The sequence below is a fragment of the Lachnoclostridium phytofermentans genome, assembly GCF_000733755.1.
In the GTDB taxonomy this organism is placed as follows: Bacteria; Bacillota; Clostridia; order Lachnospirales; family Lachnospiraceae; genus Lachnoclostridium; species Lachnoclostridium phytofermentans_A.
This window is the reverse complement of the sequence record NZ_JPOF01000003.1, coordinates 501,616-522,634: the sequence shown is the minus strand read 5'-3', so window position 1 is coordinate 522,634 and position 21,019 is coordinate 501,616. Positions and strand designations below refer to the sequence as shown.

Genomic DNA, 21,019 nt, shown 5'->3' with positions numbered 1-21,019 from the left:
CCCACCCCGGTTTCAGCTATGGGAAGCCCCATAATAAGCGGATTTGCTGACCTCTAAAAGCTAACAGTCAGCCCCGCTTTTTCCTCATATATTCCCGTTGTCGCTTGCGCCGGGCGGTATCGGCACAGGCTGATGAACAATACGCTTGTTTTCCCACTGGGATAAACAGCTTACCGCAAATAACGCAGTTGTCCAGTTCAGGAACTTTCTGGCCTGTCAGCGTAGCTTCCAGCACCAGATCAAAAGGAAGTACGGCCTTTTGAAAATACTTGCAGTATGCGCCTGTCCAGCATTTATCCAGCATATAGCAGCCGCCGTAATCAAGGGGCAGACAGCCATATTCCGGGTCATAGTTGGCACACATCCCTGTTACCAACCTGCGGATTGCGGCGCGTTCCCGGTGGGTCAGTTCGCGGGGTTCAGCACTCATACGTCTGACTTCGGGACAAGTTGGCCCGAAGTTCCCTCCCTTTGCGGCAAAATCAAATCCCGGTAGCTAACGCCCACGCAGACAGAGTCGTTCCAATAACTGCAATCCCGGCAAGGGGAGCCTTTCGGCGGCTTGCGCGGTGGAACCGGGCGACAGGGACGGGGCTTTTCTTTCATCATTTTTTCATAGGGGCTGTTGGTAAAGTTCATGCGTCCTCGTCCTCCCCGGTATCCGAATCCTCCCCATCCACTTCCCACGGAGGGGTATCGTCCTCCTGCTCGTCGTAAGGATTGGTTTCGTATTCGTCAAATTCGTCCTCTGCCAAAGCGGCCTGTTCCTGCTTCGTACGATAAATCTTAAAGTAATATCCGGCTCCGCCGCCAATCACTACAACCGCCAGCACCAGCAGGAGCATGGTAGTATTGCTTTTTTGCTCCGATTCCGCAGAGGTTTCTAAAGAAGTTTCGGGGCTTATGTCTGTTTCAGAACCGCTTTCCGGTTCGGGAGTAGAAATAGCGGCGGTTTCATTTTCCTCGGTATCCTTGGATTTTTCCGCAAGAGCCAGCAGGTCTTTTTCTGTCACGGCGTTCAGAAAATACACATTGTCCGTTTCCCGCTGAAGGTCAATCACAAGGTAAAATACATTTTCGTCCGGGGTAGTAATGGTGTAGAATTGTTTGCCGTCCTCGTCCGTGGCAGTATTGACTACCGTTCCCGTCCCGGCAGGGGTAAAGGGATTGGGGGCGCTGCTTGTTTCAGAAGTAGCAGGAGCTTCCGTTACTTCCGGGGTTTCCTCACCTCCGCTGGCATAGGCCACGGTGCTAAAGGAAAATGCCATTAAAAAAACGGCGCACAGCGCCGCCATCATACGAAATTTCTTCATTCTTCGATTTCCTCCTTTTCAGTTTGAACGGCTACTGCGGACTTCGGGCCAAGTTGGCCCGAAGTTGCACCGTCTGTCTTTGCCGTTTTCAGCAGGTCGGCAAGGTCGGTTAGGGAAATATCCATGCCGCGCACCGCGTCCACGATTTCCAGATTTTCCAGCTCGGTTTTCTGCTTTTCCAGCTCCCGCAGCTTTGTTTGAAACTCATTGATTTTTTCCTTTGTTTTCTGTATGTCCTTGCAGACACGTTCAATTTTTGCGTTCAAAAGTTACCTCCTTTTTTGTTATGGCAAACGCCCATAGCCTAAAAAATGACTTTGCCAGTAGGTTGTATTGATAGAAGTGTACTGTATGGGCGATCCGCAATGGATCATCATTCCGTTTCCAACGTAAATTCCCACATGGCTTGCGCCGGAAGTATCGTAAGTGCCTTGAAAAAAATTAGGTCGCCGGGCTGTGCTTCGTCCGGTGGAATATGAGAACAGGAATTGAAAAGCCCTGTTGCGGTAGTCCGTCCCACGCTTCCCACGCCTGACTGATTGATGACCCAGCAGACAAAACCCGAACAATCAAAGGAAGTGGAGGGAGAAGAACCTCCCCAAACATAAGGGTAGCCTAAATATTTCTCCGCTTCGGCAATCATGGCGGCAAATTCCGGGTCAGCCAGAGCCTGTGGCGGTATGTCGTAATCGGTGTATTCCCCGGCATGGGCATAAATGTTTCCCTCAAACAGATACGGGCGGTTGCCTTTGGTCTTTTGGTAAATGGCATAGCGTTCCGTCTGTTGCGGGTCGAGATGGGCAAGAGCCACGGCTCCCAATGACTTGTTTTTCAAAGATACGCTGAGGATATAGTAATCATAGGGAACCTCGTAGGTGTCGGTATGGGTTTCGCCGTTCTCGTCCGTCCAAGTGTCGGTTTCTGTGCGGTAGCGTACCTCCACCATTTCCGTTATGGTCAGGGTATACTGATGTCCGAACAGGGCTTGCAGTTCTGCCTGTACCTGTGCCGGAGTGTAGCCGCCGTATTTGGTAGTCAGGTAGGAAGCCAGCTCAAAGGGGTCATGTCCGATTTCGTCCACCAAATAGCGGTACTCGTCATAGTTTGGATAATCGCTTTCTATCCGGGAGAGCCGTTCCCGCAAATCCTTTTCCAGTGCGGTATAACTTTCTTCCACGGCTTCAATATCACTGTCCGACGAACCGTAGGAAGTACCGCCTACCACGCTAATCAGGCCGTTGCCAATGGTGGTGATTCCCGCCATGCAGGATTGCAGAACCACAATCAGCAGGAACAGTACCAGCCCAAGCAGTAAAACCTTTGGATTGCGCTTTACAAAGGCCGTAACCGTCCGGGCTGCTTTTTCTGTGAACCGCACCGCTTTTTTGCCCTGCTTTGCGGCTTCCTTTGCTTGCTTTCGGTATTGCTTTTTTAACTGTTGCTTCTGCCAGAACCGGGAAACCGGGTTGCTTTGCAAGCCCGGATTTTCCCGCACAAGCTGGCGATAGGTGTAATCGGCTCTTGCGCTGATATGCCTGTTTTCCCATTTGCGGACCTGCCGGACGGAACGGGTGCGGATACGGTGTTTAATAAAGCGTGTACCGCCCCGGACAAGGTGTTCCCCGGCAAGCTCCGTTTTGTGGGCGGCTTCCGTTCCCACGTTTTCATGCTCCACCTGATGAATTTTCCCATGCACATACCGCCATGACTGACACCCGGCGGCATGGCTGATGGTTTTTACCGGGCCGTGCTTTTTCTGTGGTTTCTGGCCTGCTAATTTCTCACGGGCAGTATTCAGCTTTTCGCCGCTTTTTTCCATACGGAGCTTTGATTTCTCCATACGCTTGCCGTCCTGCGCCGCCTTTTTGTTGGTAGAGCCATCACGGTAATCCGCACTGTTTGCGGTGGTTTCATCACCGGGCGGTGGATCTCCGTCACGCCGCAGGCGTTCTGATGGTCGGGGCTTCTTGCTATTCTGCCGGAGCTTTCCCGACTTCGAGCCAAGTTGGCCCGAAGTGGCAGGGTCAGAAGATTTAGGCAGGGTAGCGGTGTCCGGGGCGGCAGCTTCTTCAAACCGTAGCTTCGTATTTACCGTGTCAGGCGAAACCGGGTTATCACTTTTTCTAACAGGAGGGGAAGCGTCCGGCGGTGTCATATTGCGGGAGCCGCCCTTTTTCGGTGTAGCCCGCTTTTTTGACTTCGGGCCAAGTTGACCCGAAGTTGACGCCTGTCCTTCCGGCTTAAACCGCAAGCGACCCGGCCTGCCCGTGTCACGCATTTTGGGCCTCCCTTATGTCCTCTGGGCGGGTAGTCAGCAGATTGTAAATCTCACCACGGGGGAATCGGTCTACAAAGGGAATAGTGGTATTGCCGAAGAACAAAAGCCCCTCCCCGGAATTGCTGTGGGCGATATACGAAAGCTGATGTTCCGATATGCCAAGCTGTTCGGCAAGTATTGCGCGGTCGCCCTGCGCCTGTGACAGCAGTATCATAAAGTCGCTGTTTTCCAAGATGTTTTCGATTTCCCGGCTGGCTAAAAGGTCTTTCACATTCTGCGTGAGGGCACTCGGTACACAGCCCTTTTTACGAAGCATTTTCCACACGCGGACAAAGTAGCTGGCAGAAAGTGCGTCCTGCAACAAAATATGAAATTCGTCATAATAACACCACGTCGCAAGGCTTCTGGAAAAGTTCTCGACTACCGCCTGTGTCACCAGCTCGTTTGTGATGTGCATAGCGATTTTTCTTAGGTTTTCGCCCATGCTTTTCAGCACGACACAGGTAATGCGGCTGTCGGTCTGCACGTTGGTTGGGTGGTTGAACATATTGAGGGAGCCGGTGCAGTAAAGCTCCAAGGCGGTTGCAATCCGTCTGGCTTCCGGTTCCGGCTGTTGGCACAGGGTTTCATATAAATCTTGCAGAAGCGGCATTTTTCTGTCCCCGATACCAAGGGCAAGCTCCCGGTACACCAGCCGCACACAACGGTCAATCACGGTTTTTTCAATAGGCTGTAATCCCTCCTTGCCGCCGATAATCAGTTCGCATAAGGACAATAAAAAATCCGCTTTCATCGAAAGCGGGCTGTCCTCTCCGGCTAAATTCAGTTTTAAGTCCATTGGGTTGATGTGATGGGAACTGTTTGGCGATATTTCTATGACCTCCCCGCCAAGCCGCCTGACTAACGGAGCGTATTCGCCCATTGGGTCTACCACGATAATTCGGTCTTTGGTGGCAAGGAATACGTTGATTAACTCACGCTTTGCGGCGAAGCTCTTGCCGGAGCCGGTACTGCCAAGATACAGGCCGTTGGCGGATTTCAGCTTTTTGCGGTCTGCCATGATAACATTATGGGAGAGGGCGTTCATGCCGTAGTACAATGCCTGCCCGTCCATTCGTAGCTCCTGTGTCATAAAGGGAACGAAAATCGCCGTAGAGCTTGTTGTCATACCCCGCTGTATCTCGATTCCGTTATACCCAAGAGGGAGCGATGACATAAAGCCCTGTTCCTGCTGAAAGTCCAGCCGCTTCAAAAAGCAGTTGTATTTCTGCGTAATGCCCGACACCGTGAAAATGTCGTTTTCCAACTGCTGGCGGGTGGGGGCTGTATTTACCACAAGGAATGTGAGAAGAAACATTCGCTCGTTGCGGCTCTGTAAATCTGCCAAGAGTGCCGCCGCGTCCTTGCTGTAAGTGAGCAAATCCGGGGGCAGAATATCTATGTCATATCCGGCCCGGGCAGCTTTTTTCTGCTCGTCCATTTTCATACGGTCTATGTCGGTCAGTTTGGCCTTGACCGTTTTCACCGCTTTGGTCTGGTCTACCGTCTGGATATGCAGGGTGATGGTCATTTCCGCGTCCACCTCCAAAAGCTCCGCTAACAGCTTGTCGGAAAGCTCGGAAGCCATAATCTGCATATACAAAGCCGCGCCCCATGTGGTTCCCACACGAAAGGCGCGGCTTTGGCGAAAGTCAAAGGACGTGGGCGCAATGAAGTCCTTTGTCCCCATGCCTGTTTTGGGTATCATATCCCATGAAAAGTGGAACGTCTCCCGTCCTCCGGGGTGTAGCTGGCTGTGCAGAACTTCCAATCGTTCCCGCCCGGAAAGGGGTGCCGACTGTACGCCCAGCTTCTTGAAGTTCCCTATAATATCCGCTTCGATTCGCTCCAAACGGGGCCGGGCCGCCGCAATGCCGTCCGCATTGATACAGAATGTGATGTATTTGGAACGAACAATGCCGTTGTTGCTTTTGGCAATCTGGTTTTCCAGCATAGTGGTAAATTCGCCCCGGATACTGTTGAAATCGTCGTCCTGCGGAGATATGTTCACGCTGTAACGGTTCTCCGGGCGGGAGCGGTGGTTGATAAAGGAAAGCTGAAAGGGCAAGGCACTGTCAAAGTAATTGAGAAAGCCACAGTACCCGTCAAAAATGGTGCTTTGGTCATCACTGGAAGCCACGGCGTAGTTAATATCCTCATAGGAAAGGGTTTTGGTATAGTAACCCTCCCGCACCTTGCAGATACCGTCTTTGAGCATTTCCTTGTAGGGAATGGTCTGCTGTGCCGACTGCGGCCCGCGTTTTTTAGGCTTTCCGCTTTTTGTGGGAACGGGCGTGTGTTTTGTTTTTTGTGCCATTGGGTGAAACCTCCTTTCCGTGGTTGCTTAGATAGGAATAGAAATTGTGTGTCTGATAGGGGCGTGTGCGGGGCCATAGAAATTTAGTGCGGACAATATTTCGCACCACCTTTTCCAGCGGCTGTCCGTCACGCTCATACATGGCAATGAGAAAGCAAGGGAGCATAAGGGCAATCATCAGGAGCATAGCACCGGTATTGCCAATGGCGGTACGGGTAAAAAGATAGGCCGGAATCCCGACTACCGCCGCCGCTCCGAAGCATAGTAGCTGGCGTTTGGTAAGGTTGAACGCCACTTTGGTTTTAATTTTTGATAAATCATTCGGTACATTTACATAGGCCAATGAAAAATCCTCCTTTCTGACTTCGGGCCAAGTTGGCCCGAAGTGTCAGTGTTCTGCGCTGTGAGCGGGAACCGTCTGCCGTGCTGGAGTTTTTTCCAGTCCGGCCTGCCGTACCCGCCAATAGTCCGGGTTATGTTCCCGGAGTGACTTGTTGATGTTTTCCTCAAAAGCGGCCTTATCCTTAATACGGTCTGGAACCGCCCACAGCCTTTTATCCAAAAGCTCCCGCAGGGCAACATCTTCCTGCGTATCTTCCTCAAAGCAGAGAAAACCGCTTTGACGGAAGCCGCACTTGATAGCGGCAGGAGAAAGCACCGCCGCCATATCCTTTGCAACCATTGTGCCGCCGTGACTGGCGGTACTCACAAGAAACACACCGGGGCAGAGAACATCACAGGTCTGCACCTTGCCCCACGGTGACTGTTCCGGCTGTTGGTAAAGCATAAAATCCTCCTTTCCGGCACTTCGGGTCAAGTTGGCCCGAAGTAGCACTGTTACCTTTCTGTATTTTTGGCTTTACCTGCCTTTGCGGGAGCAGGCCGGGCGGCGTTTTCCTGTGCCGCCTGTTTGGTTCCCTCCGCAAGCTGTTTCGGGATAGACTGCTTTTCGGGGGAAGCAATGGCAGCGGTGCGGGTCTGTAATTTTTCAAGCTCTGCATGGTAGGCCGCTGTCACGGCTTCGGTCAGTTCTGCGCGAAACTCCTTTGTGATGGGGCGGGCCGTATCTCGGTATCCAGTCTTGCTGGTCTTATCCGGCTTGCTCGGCATACCTACAAAAATACCCTTGTCGTTCTGCAAAATTTTGAAATCATCAATCACAAAGCAGTCGTTCAGTTTCAAACTGGCAAAGCCTACAAGGTTGCCCTTTGGCTCAATGAGCCGGGTGGTAACGTCCAATTTTAGCGACAGAGCCGCCTGTTCCGTTTCCTGCGGAACCGTTGTTTTTTCATTGCTCATAGTAAAAAATTCTCCTTTCTCACTTCGGGCCAAGTTGGCCCGAAGTCATCAGTGCGCTCCAAAAATAGATTTCGCAAGGCTTCCCGTCTTGAACATGGTGAAGCAAAGTAGAACCGTATAGCCGATAACCGTCCATATGGCTCCAATGGGGTCGCCGTCTACGGCGATACTCTGCACCAGCTTTGCGTAGATTCCCACACATACCAAAATCAGCAAGCCTTGAAAGCCCACGGCGCACAGGGATTTCAGGTAGTTCTGGCCCATGCTGCCGATTTCCCTGTTGACCAAGGTTGCCATCGGCACAGGGGCTAAACTGGTGAGTAAATAAATTTCAATCATTCTGCCGCACACAATGACGAACACAACAATGTTGATTGCTACGACAATAATCTTTATCAGAAAAGATTGCATCCACAGGCCAAGCAAGGGGCCGATTTCCATTGTCATGAGCTGGGCTTCCAAGCTGTCCAGCATATCGGGGCTTACCCCTGTATATCCTGCAATCACGCCCCCTGCACTGTTAATAACGCTTTGGGAAACATCAAATACCGCCATTACGATATTGAACGTGTTGGAAAGAAGCAGTACCGCGACAAAGGTCTTGAATATCCACTTGAAGAAAATCCATGTGTCAATGTCGTGCAGGTTATTCCGGTCAATAAGCATTTGAATCAGCTCATAGCACATGACAAAGGTAAGCACCAGTCCGGCAATCGGCAAGACAACCGTTTCGGAAAGCTGCCGCATGAGGGAGAATACGCCGGGGTTCCAATTCCCCGGCGTGGTTCCCACCTGCGTTGCAATCTCTCCGATCTGGTCGTTCACGTTCTGGAAAAGGCCGCTTAAATTGCCCATGATACCGTCTACCAGCAGACCCTTTATCCATTCGTTAATCCAGTCGGTGAGAAAATCCATACCGGCCTACCTTAAAACAAGCTGGAAAGCATGGGTACAAGCGTTGTTCCCAGCAGGATAACGCCGCCCCCGGCCATGAGTTGTTTAATCCCTTGTGATTTCGCGCCCGGATTGTCTGACCCATACCCTTCCAAAAGGTTGATAACGCCCCATACGGCAAGGCCCGCGCCAAGAGCTACAACAAGGGTCTGTAATGTACTAACTGCACTCGTAAAAAATTGCATAATTTGATTACCTCCATGTTTTTGATTTTGTTTTTGGGTACAAAAAAACCGCCCTTTTCGGCGGCTGTCACTTCGGGTCAAATTGGCTCGAAGTTCTATATTTAGTTGAGCAAGGTTGGGGGAGCACGAACCATGAAAATCACCTCTTTTCTCGTTGTTTTGTGGGTAATTTTGGTATATAATGAAAATAACCACTTGATTTTAACAAGTGATTATTAAATGTATAGTATTTTGAATATAAAGACCAATGTGGATTATACAGAGCGAAAGACAGTGGATTTGAAAGGTAGGGACAGTTTGTAAATGGAAAAGCAAAACATATTTTACCAATTTAAAAGTAAAAGGCTTTGGAAGGATAGTGTTGCAATTGGATTCGCAATTTTTGGTGTTGTCTCGGCCATATTAGGGGTGTTGGGAGTCTCTTTTTCAGAAATTTCAGATAATGTCTGGATAATTCTTTTGGCAACGATTGCATCTCTTATATTTTCGTATTTAGCTGCTGTTGTTTGGCAATGGTGGAACATAAAAGATAACGTCACTCTGAAAATTAGAGGAATTAATGTTACGGTTCGACAAGGTGATATTTTTAAAGAAAAGGGATGGAAAGTAATTGGCGTTGATGATAATTTCAGTACATCAGAAGATGACATGATAATTTCACATTCATCTCTTCATGGACAGCTTATCAAGCAGCTTAAACAAAATGGCGAAATTGAAGCATTTAAAACTGCTATTTCAAAGGATAGTCGTGATATTTCGCTTGGCTGTGTAAAAACATACAATGACTATATTCTATTAGCTTTGACGAGGTTAAATAGTGATAATGAAGCGCATACTGACAACACAAAATATGAAAGCACTTTGCGAAAAATGTGGCAAGAAATAGGTCGAATTTATTCAGGGAAGCCAATTTATTTACCAATTTTGGGAGACGGTATAATTCGCTTTGATGGCGTATCCGAAAAGCCCTCTCCATTTGAATTATTAAGGTGTATGCTTTGCACTCTAAAAACAAGTAATATTCAGCTAAAAGCACCCATTACTATTGTGATTTACGATAGAATAAATGAAATAAATTTTTATAATTTGAAAGGATTTAATACGCTATGATTAATTCATATTTAAGACCTTGTACATATATCGCCGCTGATTGGGACGGTGATAGTAGCGCAGTACAGATTATTCAAAAATGGAATAATGATTACCGAAAATCCATGTCGTTTAAAGATGCTCATGATTTAGTACAGGCAAGGGATAGTAGCTTAAATTGTAGCATTAAAGCTTCTTTAAGTTCTCGGCTTGATGAATCACATAAGTTTATCCTTATTGTAGGTAATAGCACAAAGACGGTTCGTAGTGGTAGTTGCCAATATTGTGGAAGCTTAAATAGTTATAACCATTATTGTGTTAGAGGACGCTCCGCTGATTATCGCAGCTATATAGATTTTGAATGTGAAAAAGCTGTTCGTGACGGCCTACAAATTGTTGTCCTTTACAATTCTGGCTCTATTGATAAGGAAAAATGCCCGGATGTTGTTAAATGGAAAGGAACACACAAAGAAATGTGGAGCTGGAGTGGGAATCAATGGGTGTGGGATTACAATAAAATTGCAACTGCAATAGGTGTGTAAACATTAACCAAATTTAAAAAAGATAAAACGAATAATGTTTTCCCATTATGTTATGATTGCTCGATAAATTATTCGGCAAGCGATTTCTACTTCGGGCCAATTTGGCCCGAAGTTCTATACTCAGTTTTAGAAAGGTATAGGGGGGAGCACGAACCATTAAAAACACCTCTTTTCTCGTTGTTTTGTGGGGAATCTTGGTATATAATTAATTAAATTATATGTACTTTGCAAGTGGTTCTTAGACAAGTTGATACGCTTATAGCTTTAATGCACGTCCAGAATAATAAGGAGGAGGGCTTCACAATGTCAGAACACCCAAAAGTGTTTATTTCATATAGTCATCAAGATGCAAAGTATGAAAAAAAAGTTTTAGATTTTTCCAATCGGTTGCGCTCAGAGGGAATTGATGCAAATGTAGACTTGTATGAGGAATCCCCTGCTGAAGGTTGGCCTCGTTGGATGGAAAACCAGATAAACAATGCAGATTTTGTTTTGATAGTAAGTAGCAAGTCTTATTATCAAAAATGTTATTCAGATATTAAAAAGGGTAAGGGAATTTCATGGGAAGTAAATATCGTCTATCAACATATTTATGACGCTACATCCCAAAACACTAAATTTATTCCGATCTATTTCGATACAGATGATGAACAATACATTTTGACGCCATTAAAACCTTTTACGTTTTACAACATTGGTTCACAAGAAGGATTTGATAAATTATATTGGAGATTGCGAGGACTAGCTAAGACGCAAAGACCTCCGCTGGGAAAATTGCGGCCATTGCCAGAAAAAGAGCAGAAAACAATGTTCTTCTCAACACCAATTGACTTGGATAAGTGGAACGCAGCACAATGGCGGGGCACACTGTACCTATTTTCTCCTGGCTATCCTCCCGTATTAGGTTTGCTTTATCATAATTATGAATCAGCATTATCAATTTTTAAGGATTGGAAAGAAGATTCAAAGGGTGAATATGTAGATGCTTTTATTAAAGTGGATTTTGTGATACCTCCATTCCCCAAAAATTCTTGGGTGTATTCTGATAAGGATCGTAATTTCGGGAAGGGATATTTCATACACGTCGGACCAAATACGGATGCGTCTATTGAACGAGCGATAAAGTCTGGAATACCACCAGAGGAACTATTACTTGCAACTGTGAGCCGTTATCAATGGATGGACGAAATAAGTGGATCGAAAAATAGAGATTTTTTTCAGCAACTCACCAATAAAGGAACAGGATTCTTTTTAATGCCTGTCGGTATAAAAGACTTAAAAAAACCAATTGAAGAAAGTAATCTCATTATTGACATGAATCAAGCGGTAAAAATGAGAAATGTTTCATTCAAAACAGGAGTCAGTATTCAGGACCAAGACCCCTGTTCTGTGGTTCTACGAAAGGCTGAGGAATCGGTTCAAGATTAAGGTGCATTTTTTCAAGATAACAGCTAACTCACCTCGGGCCAAGTTGACCCGAGGTTTAGTTTTATGCAAATGCTTCCGGGTCGTCCACATCATCATAGTTGAGAATGTCCTCGTTCTCGTCTATGGCGGCGGTTTCCTCATCGGCACTTACTTTAAAAACGGTGTACTGCTCATTGGGGTTGAGCTTTTTCATGCGGCGGTTTACCAGCTTTGAAGCGTCAAAAGCGTTGCGCTTGTCGGCTTCGGCGGTATACCTGTAATTGGGGTGCTGTTTTAAATCATATTTCGGAGATAGGAATGGACGCAGGCCGCGAAGCTGTAAAATGCACTTGTTACCCGGCATAGTGGTCAATTCGTCCATTGTCATAAGCTCCTTTCCGAGCCGCTGCATATTCTGCCCGTAGCTTTCCGACTGGCCCCGTGTCCGGCTTTCCGTCTGCATGGAAATAGTTTCTTTCCCCAAAACCTCCGAAAGCTCCTTGATGGTGGAATGTTCCCGCCCACCAAGAAAAATCACGCTGTCCATATTTCCCATGATGGTTTCCGCGTGGTCTTTGTATAAGGCTTTTAGTTGGCTTTGCGCCTGTAAAAACAGGCACAGGGAGATTTCGCGGGAACGGATAACGGCAACCAGTTTTTCCAGTTGCGGAACCTGTCCCGTATTGGCGGCTTCGTCCCATAATACCCTTACATGATGGGGGAGCCTGCCGCCGTATTTGCTGTCAGCCCGTTCGCACAAAAGATTGAACATCTGCGAAAAGGCAAGGGCAACAATAAAGTTGTAAGTCGTGTTAGTGTCGCTGATAATAAAAAAGGTAGCGGTTTTATTGTCGCCCATGCGGTCAAGCTCCATTTCATCATAGCTCATAATCTCCCGGAGCTGTCCAATATCAAATGGGGCAAGTCTGGCTCCGCAGGAAATTAGAATACTTTTGGAGGTTTTCCCGCTGGCGAGCTTAAATTTCTTATACTGACGCACCGCAAAATGGTTAGGATTGCGCTTTTCCAAGCCAAGGAACATATAATCCACGGCGTTTTTAAAATTTTCATCATCTTCCCGTGTTTCCATGCTGTTCAGCATATCCACAAGGGTATTGATATGCCTTTCTTCCTCCGGCCCCTCAAAGACGATATAACCGATTAAAGCGCAGTACAAAAGCGTTTCCGCTTTCGTCCAGAACGGGTCGCCTTCCTTTCCGTCGCCCTTTGTATTCTCAATCAGAGCATTTACAAACTTCAAAATATCGCTTTCCGTTTTTAAGTAAGCCAGCGGGTTATAGTGCATGGATTTTGAAAAATCTATGCTGTTGAATACCTTGATTTTGTAGCCCTGCTTTTTCAGAAAAGAGCCGACTTGTTCTAAAATACCGCCCTTTGGGTCAACCACCACATAGGACGAATGAGCCTGCAAAAGCTGTGGGGTCAGCCAAAATCTTGTTTTCCCCGAACCGGACGAACCAATGATACAGCAGTTAAGGTTTCGGGCGTTGGCGGGATTGGCGGGTCGGGTGTTCATGGTAAGAAGCTCTGTTCCTGTAAGAATTACGTTGTTGCTGAATTTGGGGTCGATAAAGGGCTTGATGTCCCTTGCCGTTCCCCACCGGGCGGAGCCATATTCCACATCCCTGCGAAACTTTTTTGCGTTTTTTACCTTATGCCATACCACCAGCCGGAGCAGGACTGCCCCGGCAAGGCCAATGAGCCAATCGGACAGCACAAAGCCCGGCACAAAGGAAGCAAACGCCGGGCTTATGGTTTTTATCATGCCAACCAGCTTATTTCCGAAGTCTGCACCTGCCGCAAGGCGGTAGGCTGTGCCGAGCTTTAGAAAGAACCACAGCACGAACAGATAGGGAACATTGGGAATCACATATTTACGGATTTTATCGTTCATTCCGTGTCACCTCCCGTTTTCGTTCCTTTTGGCGCGGTTTGGTACGCTCCCTGTCAGCAAAGTTTTTCAGTTGTTTCAGAATAGAGGGGCGGCGGCTCTTGCCCCGCTTCAGCACTAACTTTGTGTATTCGCCAAAACAAGCGGTAATTGTGTCAGCCTGACCGGCCTTGAAGAATAACAAATATTTGTCTGGCCCGGTTTTGTGAAACGCATAATCTACATTGTATTTCCGGGCTACACGGTCAAAGAGCTTCGTATCCCCGGATAAATCAAGGCTGTTGGTCGAAACACCGTGGTTCATCAGTTTTTTTACGCTTTGCCTGCCCTGCGGGGTCTGCCGTTTCTGATGACCCTTTTGTATCTGCCGGAGTGCTGCCGCCAGCACCTTTGCCAGCGTCCGGCCCGTCAGCTTTGTGGCATTGACGGATAGGGCAACCGTCCGGCGTTCAATATCTTCCTGCAAAAAATCAACCTCCTTTCCAGACTTCGGGTCAAGTTGGCTCGAAGTTGACTAACGCTCCACATTGGCAGGGTGGGGGCGTTCTGTGGCGAGAGCGTCCTTTTGTGCCTGTGCGATTTTTTCATTGTGGGTTGCAAGAGCTTCCCGAATAGAGGGCTTTTTCTCTGTCGCCCGTTCCTCCAACCGTGCCAACGTATTCAAAGATTTTTCTACATGGCTTTTTATACTGGAAAAATGGGAACGCTCCGCACGGAATGGGGCGGATATGACCGCCGCCAGCTTACCGGGCTGTTTGACTTCCAGTGCCGCTTCTCTGCCAAGCATGGTACGGCCCATATTTTTTAAGTGCCGCCCAGCCTGATGGTATTCGGTGCTGATGGCTTCAATTTTGGCAATAGCCTTATCATCATACTGAATATTCTCCGTGAGCATATCCCGCATGGCTTCTAAGATGGGGCGTACCTTGAAGAAGCGAGCTACGTTATCCAGAGCAGAAATGCCAGTTTCTTTAAAAGCGGCAACGGCGTTCCTGCAACCGTCTATGACGTTTTGCTTTAGTTCCGCTAATTTATCCCGCAAGTCCAATATCTGCCCCTGCATAACAATGACCGCTTTTTGCAAAGCGGTCTTAACCGGGTGATTCTGTTCCTGCGCCATTTTTAATTCCTGCCGCATAGCGGCAAGCTCTTTTACAGCGGCGTCGAGCTGTTTTTCCATTGCGCCGACCTGATTCAGAACCGCAAGAAAATCCTTTGTGGACGGAGAATTGTTATCCCGCAGTATCGCCAAAAGCTCTTTCACATGCTCATTTTCTAAAATCGGTTCGGGGGTGGTTTTCGTTTTTGCCATAGGTTTTAACCTCCTTTCGCACTTCGGGACAAGTTGGCCCGAAGCTGGTTATCGTTCTACATTGGCATGATGGGGACGCTCATGGGTGGCGTGGACGGTTTCGCCTATCATCTTCCCATAGCTTTCCAGTGTTTTCTTAATGGATTTTTCCGGTTCGGGATAAGCAAAAATACGGTATTCGTCCGGTATATCGCTCCTGTCGCTATAATGCTCGGTAAAGCTGTCGCCTGTCCGCACCACATAGCCGCCATCGGCAAAGCGTCCGTCCTCGTCCAAGCTCATGTCCCGCCCGTAGGCTTCATAATCAATGTAATTCTCCAAATGCTCTGGGATTTTCAGCGTACACATTTCTTCAATATAGAAGCGGCCCAAATCTTCCTCATTCTCAATTCCGGCGTAAATTCAAAACAATCCAGATTTTGCGTGAGGTTAATTAGGGCGGGTACGCTGTTATATTCTCCGAAGTCCACGGCGGCGGCAAACTTTTCGACTTCCCATTCTTCCAAATCCTCCAGCAGGGAAGCCAAATAATTCAACTCGTCAATGCTTTCATATTCTCCCAAGCAGTCACGCAGGTCGGAAATGTCGGTTTCATAATTGGTAATGAAAATTTTCTCATACCGCACACCGTCCACATGGATATGCTTCAAAAGAGCCTGTACTTCCTCGGTGGTGGCGGGAAGCTTTAAAGGCTTCCCGTCCAAATAGCCCTCGTTATACCGTCCAAGATTGGTAACAAAGGCTTCAAGCATGGTCTTTTTCCTGTCCCTGTGTTTTTACGGTCAGAATTCCGTCCAGCGTGGTTGCCGTGATGTTCAGCCGCCCGGCAACGGCAATGTCGTTCTTTACGTCCTCGTCAATATCGCTTCCGCATACGACAAGCACATGCGAGCGGCGCAGAAGATCCCGGCTCATATCAATGCCGCTTTTATGTTCCTCCTGGATTGCGTCATTGAGAAAAAGCGGAAGATACAGGGGCGGGCAAATCGGGGAAAACCCGGCTTCATAGACTGCCCGGCAATATTGCGCCGCCTGTTTGGTGTCCGTATCGTGATTGCCGCACCACGCGGCAGTAATGTATGCTAAAGGTCGTTTCATTATAAAAGCACCTCCGTTCTTGTTGCGCTGAATGTGTCAACCTATCCCCCTGCCCTTTCCACGCTTGGAAAGGGAGCGGCTCAAAGGAATCTATATCCCCGTCGCTTGACTGCCTTAAAGCATAACCGGAAGAAATCCATCAAGAGCATAGCCGCCGTTGGCGGTGCTCCGCACTCTTGACGGATTTTCCGGATTATGCTACCCAACAAGCGGCGACGGGGAATATATTCATATCCTTAGAGCTTTGGGGCGCGGGGCAAAGCCCCGCATACAACGACTTCGGGCCAACCTGACCCGAAGTGCTTATTTTTCCTGTTCGGCTTTCTTTTGGGGAACCGAAACCTCTTTTAGCTTTGCCTTGTTTTCCTCAAGCAGCTTCATAATGGTATCCTTCATTTCTCGGGGTGTTTTCTCCTTGCCGAAATACTGGGAAAGTTCCTGACTTGAAATAATCACTTTGTCTGCCTCCTTTTTTTCTTCTAACATAATTCCGTCAATCACATCGGGGTTTAAGAGCTTCTTTTGGTCAAGGTCACGCATACGCTGTGCCTGTGACAGTGAGGGAGCCGACTGCTGACCCTCAATAGCGATAGCAATATACCGTTGACTTTTGGGTGCAATGAACGCAAGCTCAACGGCGGGAGTGAACGCGATTTTCTTTTCGTCCACCATTTTTATGAGGTCGGGAACCAGCTCATTGAGCTTGATATACCGCTGAACCTGCTTCACCGTCATTTTGTTGCGCTCGGCTACTACCTCATTGGAACGCTGTCCGTTGCCGGTTCGTGCGCCCTGCTTTTTAATGGCTTCCAACTGCATTTGCAGAGCTTTGGCTCGTTCGCTGGGCAGGATATTTTCACGCTGGTTGGTATTGTCCTCTACCATCTGCGTGATAGCCTGCTCGTCTGTCATGTTGCGGATAATACAAGGCATATCCGCAAATCCGGCTAATTCGCTGGCTTTCTGGCGGCGATGGCCCGATACGATTTCGTACCCTCCATCTTCGCGGGGACGCACAATGGCAGGCTGGGTAACTCCCTTATCCTTAACGCTTTCCACCATAGCCGTCATTTCTTCATCATTGCGGACTTGAAACGGGTGGTCTTTGAAAGCGAAAAGCTCGGAAAGATTGAGGTAAACAATTTGTTCCTGTTCCCCGGGGCGGGGTGCTTCCCTCGGTTCGGGTGGCAGTTCCGGGGCAGGGGGCGGCGTTTCCTGCTGTGCCTGTTCCGTAGCTTGCGGGGAATCAGAAGCCCCGCCGCCAATTTCTGCGGCTTGTTTCGGTTTATCCGACTTTTCCGATTTTATAGCCTTTGGGGCTTTTTCCTGTTTGGCAGGGCGAGTAGGCTTTTTGTCCGCTTTTTCAGTGGTTTTTTGTGAGCGGGATTTGGGCTTGCTGTCAGCCGTTTTCGGCTCGTTTTCCTTTCCCTAATCCATACCAGGTTTCTCTGGCTCTGCCCTTTTTTCGGTATGTGCTGATTTTTCCACGTCCTTTTTTCCGGGGGAGGTCTGCTCCGCTTCCTTTACCGCCGCCTGTTTCCCGGAAACAATCTCATTGATTTTGTCAAAGGAAACCACTACATCACCGGGGGCGGGAATGTCAATGGGGGTAGGTACTTCCGGCTTGTCCTTATCAGATTCATGCAGGGCGACTCCGTTCTCATGGAGAAGTGCCGCTGTTTCTTCGGCAGTCTTTTCCGGGGCAGGAGCTTCGCCGCTAATCTCCGGCATGGGTTTGGGAGTGCTTTTTTCTTCTGTTGTTGCTTCCTGTGCGGGAGCGGTTTTTACTCCCTCCGGTTTGTTTGGCTCATTTTTTACCATGCGTTTTTTCTCCTTGTCTGTTTTATGGCATGAAAAAAGGGGCTTGATTTTTAGGTCAAGCCCCAACGGGATATTCGCAATCCCTCCTTTCGACTTCGGGCCAACTTGACCCGAAGTTCTGCTATCCAGATACAAAAATACCGCCCATCTTGTCCAATTGGGCGGTATCCTGTGTAATGTGATAGCTCATATTTTATTTTGATATCTCCTTATCCCGCATAGAATAAGGGTTTTTGCAGTTTTCCTTAAATCACGGGGTCTGTAGGACCGGTAGCACCAGCAGCACCAGAAGGACCGGTAGGACCAGTAGCACCTCTAGGACCAGTAGGACCTGTAGCACCGGTAGCACCTCTAGGCCCAGTAGGACCGGTAGCACCTCTAGGGCCAGTAGGACCGGTAGGTCCTATAATACATGCTGGGCAGCAAGGGAAACATGGATTGCAAGAATGTGAGACTTGAGTCCTACCACACTCAGAATGATGTCTAGAGTATGGGATTTCGCGTGAGAAATCTTGTTCATCGTTATAGATTGATTCGTAAGGGTTTATTCGTTGCATGATGGCACCTCTTTTCTATATTACTATAGTACATATCATATATATTTTGTGGTGATATTGGGGTAATAAATGATAAGCAAATTTTTAAACGGATAGATACTACAGCTAATATACTATATTCTAAGAAATACTAAAGAGTGTCATTTTACGTCACTAAAACTAAAAAAAGAAAGAAAATCATAATTAAAATCTTGTCGCTTTACGAAAAATGAAGAATTAGTATGAAATAAAAAAAAGACCACTTCATAAGTGGTCTTTGAGGTGATATTAGTTACGCAATACAAACATTAACTGCTTGTAATCCACGAGCACCATTTGTTACTTCAAATGTTACAGCCTGTCCATCTTCTAATGTCTTAAATCCATCCATAGCAAGGCCGGAAAAATGTACGAATACATCATTGCCTTCTTCGTCAGAAATAAAACCAAATCCTTTTTGTGAGTTAAACCATTTTACTGTACCTTTTTTCATGAAAGATACCTCCTAAATTATATTATATTTCCTTTAAATAAAAAATCACATATTTTTGTAAATCATCAATACAATAATGACTTACAAAAATATGTGAAATCAAAACTTTATTTAAAATACTCATTTATCGTATCACAATACAAATCATAAGTCAAGCTAAATTAATGCATTATTAAAAAAAGTTTTTATATCTTCTAAAATAAAGTATTTATATTGAAGAGCGATTCTATGGCTATGAGTTTAATAAAAATATTTGCCCACCAAACAATTTGGTGGGCAAAATGTAGACATTATTTTATTTCGTATTCAAGAAACACTTATTCTATAGAACGCTTTTGATTTAACTTCATGCCAATCTTAGAATTTCTTAGCGTCAGCGCTTTCCTGAATAGCAACAGCAACAGCTACAGTAGCACCAACCATTGGGTTGTTACCCATACCGATAAGACCCATCATCTCTACGTGAGCAGGTACGGAAGAAGAACCAGCGAACTGAGCATCGCTATGCATTCTACCCATAGTATCTGTCATACCATAAGAAGCAGGACCAGCAGCCATGTTATCTGGATGGAGTGTTCTACCAGTACCACCACCGGAAGCTACGGAGAAGTACTTCTTGCCTTGTTCAAGACATTCTTTCTTGTAAGTACCTGCAACTGGATGCTGGAAACGAGTAGGGTTAGTTGAGTTACCAGTGATGGAAACGTCAACACCTTCTTTGTGCATAATTGCTACACCTTCAGTAACATCGTTAGCACCGTAGCAGTTAACGGCAGCACGAGGTCCCTTGGAGTAGGATTTACGGAATAACTCTTTTACTTCGCCTGTATAGTAATCCATCTGAGTTTCAACGAATGTAAAACCGTTGATACGGGAGATGATCTGAGCGGCGTCTTTTCCAAGACCATTAAGGATAACACGAAGTGGATTCTTACGAACCTTATTTGCGCTCATAGCGATACCGATAGCACCTTCAGCAGCAGCGAAGGACTCGTGACCTGCTAAGAATGCGAAACATTCTGTAGACTCTTCAAGTAACATCTTACCAAGGTTACCATGGCCAATACCAACCTTACGCTGGTCAGCAACAGAACCTGGGATACAGAAAGCCTGAAGACCTTCACCAATTGCAGCAGCAGCGTCAGCAGCTTTTCTACAATCTTTTTTAATAGCAATTGCAGCGCCTACAATGTAAGCCCAGCAAGCATTCTCAAAACAAATTGGTTGGATACCTTTTACCTGATTGTAAACATCAAGGCCGGCATCTTTTGTAATCTTTTCAGCTTCTTCAATGGAAGCAATTCCATAGCTGCTTAGTACAGCATTAATTTTATCTATTCTTCTTTCATATGATTCAAATAAAGCCATCGCTATGTATCCTCCTTTTCTATTCTACTCTTGGGTCGATAATCTTCACTGCATCTTCAACACGGCCGTATTGACCTTTTGCTTTTTCGTATGCTGTGTTAGGATCATCACCTTTTTTAATGAAGTCTGTCATCTTACCAAGACTTACGAACTGGTAACCAATAATCTGATTTTCTTCATCTAAAGCAATACCAGTTACATAACCTTCTGCCATCTCAAGGTAACGAGGACCTTTCTTTAAAGTACCATACATAGTACCAACTTGGCTTCTTAACCCTTTTCCTAAATCTTCAAGACCAGCACCGATTGGAAGACCATCTTCAGAGAAAGCACTCTGAGTTCTACCATAAGCAATCTGAAGGAATAACTCTCTCATAGCAGTATTGATAGCATCACAAACCAAATCTGTGTTTAAAGCTTCTAATACAGTAAGTCCAGGAAGAATCTCTGTTGCCATAGCAGCGGAATGAGTCATACCGGAGCAACCAATAGTCTCTACTAATGCTTCCTGAATAATACCTTCTTTTACATTAAGGGTTAATTTACAAGCACCTTGCTGTGGTGCACACCAGCCTACACCGTGTGTTAAACCGGAGATATCGCTTACTTGTTTGCTCTGAACCCATTTTGCTTCTTCAGGGATTGGTGCAGCACCATGGTGAACACCCTGTGCTACAGGACACATTTTTTCTACTTCATGTGAATAAATCATGTTGAGACTCCTTTCAATCATATCATTATATTCATGACAAAAAAGTATTATAGTACTTTTTTGTAGACAACTTATTGCTGACTTCTATTCTACCTTTTCAAAGCGCAGGTTAAACGATACTATGAAACCTTGCCTCTCGCTTAAGCATCAAAAAAATAGAACAAAAATCCACTGTGTCTTTCAAAGAAAGCCATAAGATTAAGTTCCTATTTATGTGGCATTGATTAAATGGTAATGTCTGTTATTAATTTAACAAAACATATCAATCAATCAAGGACCGTTTTTGCTTTCTCCATATTCTCTCATAAAACGTCCAAATAGTCTAGACTTTTTTTCTAAAAAGT

At 46.6% G+C, this 21,019-nt stretch carries 22 protein-coding genes and 2 pseudogenes; 3 read left to right on the top strand and 21 right to left on the bottom strand.

Going from position 1 to position 21,019, the window contains the following annotated elements; genetic code table 11:
• Positions 1-67: 67 nt before the first annotated feature.
• The 10 genes and pseudogenes from CC92_RS0107780 to CC92_RS0107730 form a co-directional block, all read right to left on the bottom strand.
• Complete coding sequence (locus CC92_RS0107780) at positions 68-430, bottom strand: cysteine-rich VLP domain-containing protein (protein WP_029503469.1); 363 nt, start codon at positions 428-430, stop codon at positions 68-70.
• A gap of 205 nt (positions 431-635) precedes the next feature.
• Entirely contained in the window at positions 636-1,313 is a 678-nt protein-coding gene (locus CC92_RS0107770) for a DUF4366 domain-containing protein (protein ID WP_029503471.1), read from the bottom strand.
• Positions 1,310-1,579, bottom strand: coding sequence for a DUF4315 family protein (locus CC92_RS0107765; RefSeq protein WP_029503472.1), 270 nt, complete (start codon positions 1,577-1,579; stop codon positions 1,310-1,312). Before CC92_RS0107765 ends, CC92_RS0107770 begins: the two co-directional genes overlap by 4 nt.
• An 18-nt stretch (positions 1,580-1,597) precedes the next feature.
• A pseudogene (locus tag CC92_RS23625) lies at positions 1,598-3,591 on the bottom strand (C40 family peptidase).
• Positions 3,584-5,947 (bottom strand): VirB4-like conjugal transfer ATPase, CD1110 family, encoded by a 2,364-nt coding sequence (locus CC92_RS0107755; RefSeq protein WP_029503473.1) that lies wholly within the window; start codon positions 5,945-5,947, stop codon positions 3,584-3,586. Before CC92_RS0107755 ends, CC92_RS23625 begins: the two are co-directional and overlap by 8 nt.
• Positions 5,895-6,290, bottom strand: a complete 396-nt coding sequence (locus tag CC92_RS0107750; protein WP_029503474.1) for a PrgI family protein — start codon at positions 6,288-6,290, stop codon at positions 5,895-5,897. The genes CC92_RS0107755 and CC92_RS0107750 overlap by 53 nt, the downstream gene beginning before the upstream one ends.
• 45 nt (positions 6,291-6,335) lie before the next feature.
• Complete coding sequence (locus CC92_RS0107745) at positions 6,336-6,734, bottom strand: DUF7007 domain-containing protein (protein WP_029503476.1); 399 nt, start codon at positions 6,732-6,734, stop codon at positions 6,336-6,338.
• Positions 6,735-6,784: 50 nt separating this feature from the next.
• Positions 6,785-7,246, bottom strand: coding sequence for a SpoVG family protein (locus CC92_RS0107740; protein WP_029503477.1), 462 nt, complete (start codon positions 7,244-7,246; stop codon positions 6,785-6,787).
• A 48-nt stretch (positions 7,247-7,294) separates the two neighbouring features.
• The gene (locus tag CC92_RS0107735; RefSeq protein WP_029503479.1) at positions 7,295-8,161 is read right to left on the bottom strand and encodes a VirB6/TrbL-like conjugal transfer protein, CD1112 family; all 867 of its coding nucleotides are present in this window, start codon (positions 8,159-8,161) and stop codon (positions 7,295-7,297) included.
• Between the two features lie 11 nt (positions 8,162-8,172).
• Complete coding sequence (locus CC92_RS0107730) at positions 8,173-8,385, bottom strand: Maff2 family mobile element protein (protein WP_029503481.1); 213 nt, start codon at positions 8,383-8,385, stop codon at positions 8,173-8,175.
• Positions 8,386-8,688: 303 nt separating this feature from the next.
• On the opposite strand from CC92_RS0107730, the gene CC92_RS0107725 reads away from it, so the two are divergent.
• From CC92_RS0107725 to CC92_RS0107715, 3 genes are all read left to right on the top strand, one after another.
• Positions 8,689-9,495 (top strand): macro domain-containing protein, encoded by an 807-nt coding sequence (locus CC92_RS0107725; protein ID WP_051650777.1) that lies wholly within the window; start codon positions 8,689-8,691, stop codon positions 9,493-9,495.
• Positions 9,492-10,016, top strand: a complete 525-nt coding sequence (locus CC92_RS0107720; RefSeq protein ID WP_031420290.1) for a TIR domain-containing protein — start codon at positions 9,492-9,494, stop codon at positions 10,014-10,016. The genes CC92_RS0107725 and CC92_RS0107720 overlap by 4 nt, the downstream gene beginning before the upstream one ends.
• Positions 10,017-10,319: 303 nt before the next feature.
• Positions 10,320-11,444: a toll/interleukin-1 receptor domain-containing protein gene (locus CC92_RS0107715; protein ID WP_051650778.1), complete on the top strand. Its 1,125-nt coding sequence runs from the start codon at positions 10,320-10,322 to the stop codon at positions 11,442-11,444.
• Between the two features lie 61 nt (positions 11,445-11,505).
• Here the strand turns inward: CC92_RS0107715 and CC92_RS0107710 are convergent, their stop codons facing one another.
• The 11 genes and pseudogenes from CC92_RS0107710 to CC92_RS0107665 form a co-directional block, all read right to left on the bottom strand.
• Positions 11,506-13,338, bottom strand: a complete 1,833-nt coding sequence (locus CC92_RS0107710; RefSeq protein WP_029503486.1) for a VirD4-like conjugal transfer protein, CD1115 family — start codon at positions 13,336-13,338, stop codon at positions 11,506-11,508.
• On the bottom strand, positions 13,328-13,801 hold the full coding sequence (locus CC92_RS0107705) for a PcfB family protein (protein ID WP_029503487.1): 474 nt from the start codon (positions 13,799-13,801) through the stop codon (positions 13,328-13,330). The genes CC92_RS0107710 and CC92_RS0107705 overlap by 11 nt, the downstream gene beginning before the upstream one ends.
• 48 nt (positions 13,802-13,849) lie before the next feature.
• Positions 13,850-14,647, bottom strand: coding sequence for a DUF6674 family protein (locus CC92_RS0107700; protein WP_029503488.1), 798 nt, complete (start codon positions 14,645-14,647; stop codon positions 13,850-13,852).
• 48 nt (positions 14,648-14,695) lie between these two features.
• Positions 14,696-15,399, bottom strand: a pseudogene (locus tag CC92_RS23485) (antirestriction protein ArdA).
• Complete coding sequence (locus tag CC92_RS0107690; RefSeq protein WP_029503489.1) at positions 15,392-15,745, bottom strand: hypothetical protein; 354 nt, start codon at positions 15,743-15,745, stop codon at positions 15,392-15,394. Before CC92_RS0107690 ends, CC92_RS23485 begins: the two are co-directional and overlap by 8 nt.
• Positions 15,746-16,048: 303 nt before the next feature.
• On the bottom strand, positions 16,049-16,816 hold the full coding sequence (locus tag CC92_RS23320; protein WP_420323175.1) for a ParB/RepB/Spo0J family partition protein: 768 nt from the start codon (positions 16,814-16,816) through the stop codon (positions 16,049-16,051).
• A gap of 357 nt (positions 16,817-17,173) precedes the next feature.
• Positions 17,174-17,566 carry a hypothetical protein gene (locus tag CC92_RS23315; RefSeq protein ID WP_330372739.1) on the bottom strand — a complete coding sequence of 131 codons (393 nt, stop codon included), beginning with the start codon at positions 17,564-17,566 and terminating at the stop codon, positions 17,174-17,176.
• Between the two features lie 245 nt (positions 17,567-17,811).
• Positions 17,812-18,123 carry a collagen-like protein gene (locus CC92_RS0107680; protein ID WP_029503490.1) on the bottom strand — a complete coding sequence of 104 codons (312 nt, stop codon included), beginning with the start codon at positions 18,121-18,123 and terminating at the stop codon, positions 17,812-17,814.
• A 271-nt stretch (positions 18,124-18,394) separates the two neighbouring features.
• Positions 18,395-18,595, bottom strand: a complete 201-nt coding sequence (locus CC92_RS0107675; protein WP_029503491.1) for a cold-shock protein — start codon at positions 18,593-18,595, stop codon at positions 18,395-18,397.
• Between the two features lie 357 nt (positions 18,596-18,952).
• A complete protein-coding gene (locus CC92_RS0107670) occupies positions 18,953-19,963 on the bottom strand; it encodes a GGGtGRT protein (RefSeq protein ID WP_029503492.1) in 1,011 nt (336 codons plus the stop codon).
• Between the two features lie 19 nt (positions 19,964-19,982).
• A complete protein-coding gene (locus tag CC92_RS0107665) occupies positions 19,983-20,675 on the bottom strand; it encodes an iron-sulfur cluster assembly scaffold protein (RefSeq protein WP_029503494.1) in 693 nt (230 codons plus the stop codon).
• Positions 20,676-21,019: the final 344 nt, after the last annotated feature.